The organism is Arthrobacter sp. HLT1-20 (assembly GCF_054510895.1).
Genome location: NZ_JBTNDR010000028.1, coordinates 41,025 through 49,068, shown reverse-complemented (window position 1 = coordinate 49,068; position 8,044 = coordinate 41,025). Strand labels below are relative to the sequence as shown.

Sequence of the window (8,044 nt, the reverse complement as noted above, 5' to 3'; positions counted from 1 at the left end):
TTTTTTTTTTTTTTTTTTTTTTTTTTTTGCTCTCCCCCCCCTCCCCCCCCCCCCCCCCCCCCCCCCCCAAAAGCGCAGGCGTGGATTCCCGAGCCCGCATCGGCTCCCTGAATCAGCCGTGGGCGACACTCCACTCATCAAGGCACGCCAACAGCTCGTTTTTGCGCTCCGTCGTGGCAAAGGAGGAGCGGATGGAGTTCCGCGCCAATGTCGCCACAGTGGCGCCGTCCCATTCAAATTCGGCCACAAGTGCCTCGAAATTGGCGCCCACATAACCGCCAAAATACGCTGGATCATCCGAATTCACGCACACATTCAACCCCGCGGCGATCATCTGCGGCAGGGGATGGGCGGCCAGGGTATCCACGGCCCGCAGGCGCACATTGGACAGCGGGCACACAGTCAGCGGAACCCGCTCAGTCACCAACCGCTTGATCAAGAATTTGTCTTCCACAGCCCTGATGCCGTGGTCAATGCGCTCCACACCCAGCAAATCCAGGGCATCCTCCACGTAACTGGGCGGCCCTTCCTCCCCCGCGTGGGCCACCAGATGCAGGCCAGCTTCCTTGGCCCGCTGATAGAGGCGCACAAATTTCGACGGCGGATTCCCCACCTCCGCGGAATCCAGGCCGATGCCCATGATGGGTGCCCGCATTTCCAGCAAGGCCTCCAAAACAGCAACCGCCGACTCCTGCGACTCATCGCGCAGGAAAGCAGCTATCAACCCCGTGGTGATGCCAAACTCAGCCTCGCTGGTAGCCAGCGCGGCCGCGATGCCGTTGACCGCCGTCGCAAGTTCCACACCCCGGGCCACATGCGCCTGCGGGTCAAACATGATCTCGGCGTGCTGCACCCCGGATTCCTTGGCGCGGGCCAGGTAGGCCCGGGTCATGTCGGAAAAATCCGCCTCGGTGATCAAAACTGCCGTGTTGGCGTAGTACAAGTTCAAGAACGACTGAAGGTCACTGAACTGGTACTGCTCGCGCAACGTTTCCAGCGTGGAAAACGGCAAGGTGATGCCATTGCGGACAGCAAGGGCCAGGATCAACTCCGGCTCCAGGGTGCCCTCGATGTGCAGGTGCAGCTCCGCCTTGGGCAGGGCCACCAAGGCGGCGGAGTCAATCTTTTTTGCGGTAGCTGTGGTCATGGCGCCAGTCTACGGGCGCTGCACCGCCGCGCCCGTCAGGTCCCCGGCTATGGCTTGAATCGTTTCGCAAAGAGTTTCGGGTCCACAATCTCGGTCCGGCCCGGGCACCCACCTCGCCAATTCCTCCTGAGGCGGGCGCCCCGACGATTTGCGGCCAATACCCAGCGTTTTCCCAGCTTTATTGCCGCCATTCCATTAGGAATATGTAGCGCGAGTAGAGATAATTGAGTTTGAACGATTTCCCATCTGCTCCAGCGGGGCGGAGGGGTCCGTTAGAGCATCGACCATGATTCCTTGAGTCAGTATTGTTTGGGGAACTTCTGAGGAGCTTGTCAGCGCGTGTTCATGAAAACGTTTGGGTGGTCGTTCGCGATCTCCGCAGTGGCTCTCATTGTCGCGTTCATTTATGGCGGCCTTGAAGCACTTATTCTCTGCGCAATCCTGGGTGTTCTTGAAGTAAGCCTGAGCTTCGACAACGCGGTGGTCAACGCCCGCATCCTTGAAAAGATGAGCGCTTTTTGGCAGAAAATGTTCCTCACCGTGGGCATTTTGATAGCGGTTGTGGGCATGCGCATTGCGTTTCCGCTGCTCATTGTGGGCGTGACCGCCAACCTCAACCCCGTCCAGGCCATCCAATTGGCGTTGGAAAAGGGCAGCATTCATGAGCCCGGCACCTACGCGTATCTCCTCCATGAAGCCCACCCGCAAATCGCCGCTTTTGGCGGAATTTTCCTGCTCATGCTGTTCCTTGACTTCATGTTTGAGGAGCGCGAGCTGCGTTGGTTGGGCCTGCTGGAACGGCCATTGGCGTTCGTGGGCCGGCTCAATGGGGCATCCCTGGTCATCGGTCTGCTGGTCCTGGTTGCCTCAGCCGCCATGGTGCGCCCCGGCAAGGAAATAGACGTCCTCGTCTCCGGCATCCTGGGCCTTGTCACGTACTTCCTGGTCCGTGGCTTGGGCGACATGTTCCATGTTGAAACCGAGGACGACGGCGGTCTGACCCTCCCCGCGGCGAAGGGCAAGGACACCAGGGGCGTGGGCAAGGCTGTTGGCAAGGCCGCATTCATGCTGTTCCTCTACCTCGAAGTCATTGATGCGTCGTTCTCGTTCGACGGCGTCATTGGCGCCTTCGCCATCACCTCGGACCCCATCATCATCGCCCTGGGCCTTGGCCTGATCGGCGCCATCTTTGTCCGCTCGCTGACCGTATACCTAGTCCGCGAGGGCACCTTGGACGACTACGAATACCTGGACCACGGCGCGCATTGGGCCATCGGCGCCCTGGCCCTGATTCTGCTGCTGACCATCAGCGTGGAAATCAACGAAATCATTACAGGCCTTATCGGCGTGCTGTTTATCGGCTCGGCGTTTATTTCATCTATTGTTCGCAACAAACGCGTTGCTGCTGCGGGTTTGCCCGCAGCGAACCAGCTTGCGCGCTAACGCCTCACTTTACTCAATTCTCACCATTTTCAAAGGAGCAAAACGTTATGGGACTCAGCTTACAAAAGGGCCAGTCACTCTCACTGAAGAAGAACGACGGCGGCTCACTCACCCGTGTGCGCATGGGTTTGGGCTGGGATTCGGCCGCCCCGGCCAAGCGCGGCCTGTTCGGCATGAAGAAGGGCGGCGAGGTTGACTTGGATGCCTCGGCAATCCTCTTCGACGCCACCGGCAACGCCGTGGACACCGTCTTCTTCAACCAGCTCTTGAGCAAGGACGGCTCCACCCAGCACACAGGCGACAACCTCACGGGCGAGGGCGACGGCGACGACGAGGTCATCCTGGTTGATCTTGCAAAGGTTTCACCGGCTGTCACAGCAATTGTGTTTGTCATCAGCAGCTACAGCCGCCAGACCTTTGACACCGTGGCGAACGCCTTCTGCCGCCTGGTGGACGACTCCACCCCCGGTTCCCCCGAGGTTGCCCGCTTCCAGCTGACGGATGCCGGCACCCACACCGCGATGGTCATGGCCAAGGTTTCCCGTGACGCTGCGGGCTGGACGTTCACAGCCATTGGCGACCGCGCCAACGGCCGCACCGTCATGGACTTGATCCAGCCAGCCGCCAGCGCCCTGTAGGGTTTCGCCAACAGCTCATTCGTTCCAACAGCTTCGAATCTAAGGAGTTTTAGTTTTCATGGCATCTCTAACGCTTTCCAAGGGCAACAACCTATCCTTGACCAAGGCAGACCCCGGTTTGAGCAAGGCAGTAGTTGGTTTGGGCTGGGATCCCCGCACCACCAGCGGTGAAGCCTTCGACCTGGACGCGTCAGCCCTGCTGGTTGGCAGCAACGGCAAGGTCCGCAACAACGACGACTTCATCTTCTACAACCAGCTCGAGGCCAAGGACGGCTCCGTCAAGCACTTGGGCGACAACCGCACGGGCCTGGGCGACGGCGACGACGAGCAGATCCTGATCGATCTCAATGCCGTCTCCGCGGACATTGAACGCGTCATCATCGTTGTCTCCATTGACCAGGCTGATGCCCGCCGGCAGAACTTTGGCCAGGTCCGTGACGCCTACTGCCGCGTGGTTAACCAGGACAACGACACCGAGATTGTTCGCTACGACCTCTCCGAGGATGCCGCCTCGGAAACCACCATGGTGTTTTCCGAGATCTACCGCAACGGGGCAGAGTGGAAGTTCCGCGCCGTCGGCCAGGGCTACGCCAGCGGACTGCACGGCATTGCCACCGACTACGGAATTGTTCTGGACTAGCTCCCAACGCCTGGCCCAACCACGGGTACAGCGCACCGGCTCTTCTTCCACGGAAAAGCCATCCCCGAATATCAACAACGTAAGGACAAGATTTCATGGCTGGATTGACGCTTGCAAAGGGCAACAACCTTTCTCTGACCAAAACCGATCCGGGCCTGCAACAGGCCGTGGTTGGTTTGGGCTGGGACCCCCGCACCACCACCGGCGAGGCGTTTGATCTGGACGCCTCGGCACTCATGGTCGCCGCCAACGGCAAGGTTCGTTCCGCCGATGACTTCATCTTCTACAACCAGCCCACGGCCAAGGACGGCTCCGTCACCCACCTCGGTGACAACCGTTCGGGTGAAGGCGCGGGCGACGACGAGCAGATCCTGATCGACCTGACAAAGGTTGCCGCGGACGTTGAGCGCATTGTCATTGTTGTCTCGATCGACCAGGCGGACACCCGCGGGCAGAACTTTGGCCAAGTGCGCGGCGCCTACTGCCGTGTCATCAACCAGAGCAACGACAAAGAGATCGTCCGCTTTGACCTCAGCGAAGACGCCGCACCGGAAACGTCCATGCTGTTTGCGGAGATCTACCGCAATGGCGCCGAATGGAAGTTCAAGGCAGTGGGCCAGGGCTACGCATCCGGCCTAGCCGGAATTGTGTCCGACTTCGGCGTCCCCATGGGCTAGTCCCCATCTCCTCCCCTTGATACAGCCGCTGGCGCGTCTGAATTTGGGGCCCCTCGGAGCTGTGGGCCCAGACTTCTGGTCTTCTGCTCGCAAGCTCGCAGCGGGGCCCTCGCCGGCGTGGGCCCATCCGGCTCCTCCCCTTGATACAGCCGCTGGCGCGTCTGTATCAAGGGCCCTCGCCGGCGTGGGCCCAGACTCCTGCCCGCTCAACCACTTCACCCCTGGAAATTGGATCTGACTATGACTTCACCCTTGACGCCTCCCTCCGAGGCCGAAACCGCCCTTGTCCTGAAAGCCCCCGACGCCCCTGGAATTGTTGTGGCCGAGGAAGCCCCCGGCATGGTGCCCGTCCCGGCAGACCGTCAGGCGGAGATCAGCCGCCAGGCGAAGGACTTCATCGCCGAAATTGCGGACTTCGATGCCCGCAGCCCCGAATTCACGTCCAAGGTGGACGGTATTTCCAAGCTGGCCGGCTCGGAAATGACAAGCTCCTCGGACGCCTCCAGCCGGATGCTGGAACGCTCAAGCACCTCCGTGGCAGGTGCCAAGAAGAGTGGCAACGGCGCCCAGGCTCAGGTGGCAGGCACCCTGAACGACCTCCGTTCCACTGTTGAAAGCCTCACCCCCAACAACGCCGATCTCGGCACGGGGCGCAAGATTCTGGGCTTCATCCCCGGCGGGAACAAGCTGGCCAAGTACTTCCAGAAGTATGAGTCCGCCCAGACCCAGTTGGATGCCATCATCAAGTCCCTCATGGCCGGCCAGGACGAACTGCTCAAGGACAACGCTTCCCTGGCAGGGGAAAAGGTCAAGCTGTGGGAGACCATGCAGAGCCTGAGCGAATACGCCGTGTTCGCCAAGGCCTTGGATGCTGCCTGCGTTGAGAAGATCGACGCCACCCGCGCCGCAGGTGCGATTGAGCAGGCCCAGAAGCTTGAGGCTGATGTGCTGTACCCCATCCGCCAGCGCCACCAGGACATCCTGACCCAGCTGGCCGTGTCCGTCCAGGGCTACCTGGCCATGGACTTGATCCGCAAGAACAACCTTGAACTGATCAAGGGCGTTGACAGGGCCCGCACCACCACCATTTCGGCACTGCGCACAGCCGTGATCGTGGCCCAGGCCTTGGCCAATCAGAAGATGGTGCTGGATCAGATCGACGCGATCAACACCACCACGAACAACATGATTTTGAAAACCAGTGAGATGCTCAAGGATCAAACCGTGCGCATCCACCAGCAGGCTGCCACCTCCGGTGTCAGCGTTGAGACGCTGCAAAAAGCCTTCGACAACGTCTTTGAAACCATGGACGCCATTGACACGTTCCGGGCGTCCGCCGCCAAGAACATGGAAGGCACGGTGCACGCCCTCGAAGACGGCTTGGCGAAGGCCAAGCCGTACCTTGAGCGGTCACGCCAGACCGATCGGGAGTAGCCTAGAACGTACCGACGACGAAGCAAGGGTAGTGCGATGATTGGCCGTTTTGTGGCGGGCAGGTTTGGTGGCGGGTCAGCACCGCAGTTGCCAAACCTCCCCGCAGTAGATCCCGTGGCACAGGAGATTGCCCAGATGGGCACAGCCGTGGACAGCCTGCGCTCTGCCGTGCGCCGGGCCGGGAGCAAGCTGCCTCCCCTGCTCACATCCCAGTTGCGCCACCTGGGCGACCTTATGCAGGAGGCTGTGGCCGACATCAGTGTCCGTGGCTGCTCAACGGAGCAACGGGTGCTACTCAACGCCATGATCACCAGCTACGTGCCAACGCCCTTGCAGGCGTACCTGGCCCTGCCTTCGGCGCACCATGACGAGGAATCGAAGGCAACGTTCATGTTTGCGGAGCAACTGGCCACCCTTGAGGAAACTCTGGCGGACCTGCTGAACCAGATTCGCATCGGCGCCGTGGAGGAACTCTCCACCCATGGGCGCTTCTTGGCGGACAAGTTCTCCGCCCAGGATGTTGCCCTGCAACTTCAACAACCAGTTCAAGAGAGGGACCCATTGCGTCTGGAGGGCCAAAATTGGCAGCACTAGTGGCGGGGGCAAATGCCGCCCTGACAGCTGAAAATCCAGATCTGGACCACGTGGTGGTGGGCATGGGCTGGGACACCATCCCCAGCAATGGCCCGCAGGTGGAGCTGGTGCCTTTCGCGTTGATGTGCGACACAGACGGGAAGGCAATCTCGAACGACCACCTGGTCTTTTTCAACCAGCTGGTCAGTGCCGATGCGTCCATGACGTTCATTGGCGACGCGGACCAGGAACAAATTGATGTTCTGCTCAACCAGGTTCCCCAGGATGTTGTCAAAATTGTTTTCCTCGCCTATGTGGATCCCGAGGTTCGCGGCCAAGGCACTTTTGCCTCGGTGCGCAGCTCACATATCCGGGTTGCAAACGCGCAGAACCGCGAGCTGGTGCGCTTTGACATTGCCGCGGTTCAGCTGGCATCCGTCACGGCCATGATCTTCGGCGAACTGTACAGGCACCGCACGGACTGGAAATTCCGGGCGCTGGGCCAGGGCTACAGCACAGGCTTGGCCGGAGTGGCCAAGGACTATGGAATCAGTCTGTAGGGCCCCCTGGTGAATGTTCCCTCAACCCAGCGCACCGACCTGCCCTACCTGCGACGGCGGATAAAACCGGGGCGCGCCCAGGAAGTCCCGCGCACCGCTGCTGCTGTACCCGCCCCGATTGCTGCACCGGCAACAGTTCCCAGCAGTTCTTCCGCCGCCAGTCCATCGCTCACACTCCGGCCCGCCACGGCACGGGCAGCAACGGCACAGGCAGCAACGGCACCGCAACGTCCCACCCAAGCTGCCTCAACCGCCACACAGCGCCCTGCTGGATTGGTGCTGGGCGGTGCCGCCCCGGTGCCAGCCACGAATGGGCGGGCACAAAAGCTGGCAGCCCAGCGTGAGAAGGCCCAAAACGAGGACCATGAGGTCCGGCTGCTCTTCCCCGCCCCGGGCATCGCAGATCTGTATGAGCTGAACCTGGCCGCACGGGTGCTGCGGCTGTCCGCGCTAGAGTCGGCTGTTGGGACCATGGTTGTCACCGGCTGCTCGGCCGTCGCCTGGGAAAACGTGCGCCGCGTGACAGGTGGGGCCACTGTTGACGGCCATACGGCCGGAACTCCCGTCATAACGGCCGGGAACCGGGACCTGGTGGGCTATCACGGCAAGGATGCGCTGATCTCCCTGCGCCATGTGCGTGAGTTGCGCCGCGCCATTTTCATCAACCGCAGCAGCGCCGCCATGGGTGTCCGGTTGTTCTCCGGCGAATCCATTGCCGTGCCGCCGGCCACCGACGGCACACAAATAGTGCTGCTGGTCCACCGGATAGGCAATGTTCTGGAGCTTCGGGCGGAACCCGTTCCGCATGACTGGCCCGACATCCAAATCTGGGCGGAGTTTGATTTTTCCATGACCCACCGGGCACCGGCTTCCGGCAACGGGCGCTAGTTTCCGCGACTTCACGGCCACAACCCCTGTCCAAGCTTGAAAGG

The 8,044-nt window shown here is 61.0% G+C and carries 9 protein-coding genes; 8 read left to right on the top strand and 1 reads right to left on the bottom strand.

Annotated features, from left to right (window positions below):
* Window positions 1-112: 112 nt before the first annotated feature.
* Complete coding sequence (locus tag ACX80Q_RS14095) at window positions 113-1,147, bottom strand: adenosine deaminase (protein ID WP_459331161.1); 1,035 nt, start codon at window positions 1,145-1,147, stop codon at window positions 113-115.
* A 345-nt stretch (window positions 1,148-1,492) separates the two neighbouring features.
* On the opposite strand from ACX80Q_RS14095, the gene ACX80Q_RS14090 reads away from it, so the two are divergent.
* The 8 genes from ACX80Q_RS14090 to ACX80Q_RS14055 all read left to right on the top strand — a co-directional run bounded on the left by ACX80Q_RS14090 (window position 1,493) and on the right by ACX80Q_RS14055 (window position 8,000).
* Window positions 1,493-2,590 (top strand): DUF475 domain-containing protein, encoded by a 1,098-nt coding sequence (locus ACX80Q_RS14090; RefSeq protein ID WP_459331163.1) that lies wholly within the window; start codon window positions 1,493-1,495, stop codon window positions 2,588-2,590.
* A gap of 47 nt (window positions 2,591-2,637) precedes the next feature.
* Window positions 2,638-3,228: a TerD family protein gene (locus ACX80Q_RS14085; RefSeq protein WP_459331160.1), complete on the top strand. Its 591-nt coding sequence runs from the start codon at window positions 2,638-2,640 to the stop codon at window positions 3,226-3,228.
* Window positions 3,229-3,286: 58 nt separating this feature from the next.
* Window positions 3,287-3,868, top strand: coding sequence for a TerD family protein (locus tag ACX80Q_RS14080; protein ID WP_459331159.1), 582 nt, complete (start codon window positions 3,287-3,289; stop codon window positions 3,866-3,868).
* Window positions 3,869-3,963: 95 nt separating this feature from the next.
* Complete coding sequence (locus ACX80Q_RS14075; protein WP_459331158.1) at window positions 3,964-4,545, top strand: TerD family protein; 582 nt, start codon at window positions 3,964-3,966, stop codon at window positions 4,543-4,545.
* Between the two features lie 240 nt (window positions 4,546-4,785).
* Window positions 4,786-5,979, top strand: a complete 1,194-nt coding sequence (locus tag ACX80Q_RS14070; protein WP_459331157.1) for a toxic anion resistance protein — start codon at window positions 4,786-4,788, stop codon at window positions 5,977-5,979.
* A gap of 36 nt (window positions 5,980-6,015) precedes the next feature.
* A complete protein-coding gene (locus tag ACX80Q_RS14065; protein ID WP_459331156.1) occupies window positions 6,016-6,573 on the top strand; it encodes a hypothetical protein in 558 nt (185 codons plus the stop codon).
* The gene (locus tag ACX80Q_RS14060; protein ID WP_459331155.1) at window positions 6,561-7,112 is read left to right on the top strand and encodes a TerD family protein; all 552 of its coding nucleotides are present in this window, start codon (window positions 6,561-6,563) and stop codon (window positions 7,110-7,112) included. Before ACX80Q_RS14065 ends, ACX80Q_RS14060 begins: the two co-directional genes overlap by 13 nt.
* A 9-nt stretch (window positions 7,113-7,121) precedes the next feature.
* On the top strand, window positions 7,122-8,000 hold the full coding sequence (locus ACX80Q_RS14055) for a hypothetical protein (RefSeq protein WP_459331154.1): 879 nt from the start codon (window positions 7,122-7,124) through the stop codon (window positions 7,998-8,000).
* Window positions 8,001-8,044: the final 44 nt, after the last annotated feature.

Coding starts and splice junctions, on each gene's coding strand:
- ACX80Q_RS14065 (WP_459331156.1), top strand. CDS start 6,016: ATGATTGGCCGTTTTGTGGCGGGCAGGTTTGGTGGCGGGTCAGCACCG.
- ACX80Q_RS14075 (WP_459331158.1), top strand. CDS start 3,964: ATGGCTGGATTGACGCTTGCAAAGGGCAACAACCTTTCTCTGACCAAA.
- ACX80Q_RS14090 (WP_459331163.1), top strand. CDS start 1,493: ATGAAAACGTTTGGGTGGTCGTTCGCGATCTCCGCAGTGGCTCTCATT.
- ACX80Q_RS14070 (WP_459331157.1), top strand. CDS start 4,786: ATGACTTCACCCTTGACGCCTCCCTCCGAGGCCGAAACCGCCCTTGTC.
- ACX80Q_RS14085 (WP_459331160.1), top strand. CDS start 2,638: ATGGGACTCAGCTTACAAAAGGGCCAGTCACTCTCACTGAAGAAGAAC.
- ACX80Q_RS14080 (WP_459331159.1), top strand. CDS start 3,287: ATGGCATCTCTAACGCTTTCCAAGGGCAACAACCTATCCTTGACCAAG.
- ACX80Q_RS14095 (WP_459331161.1), bottom strand. CDS start 1,147: ATGACCACAGCTACCGCAAAAAAGATTGACTCCGCCGCCTTGGTGGCC.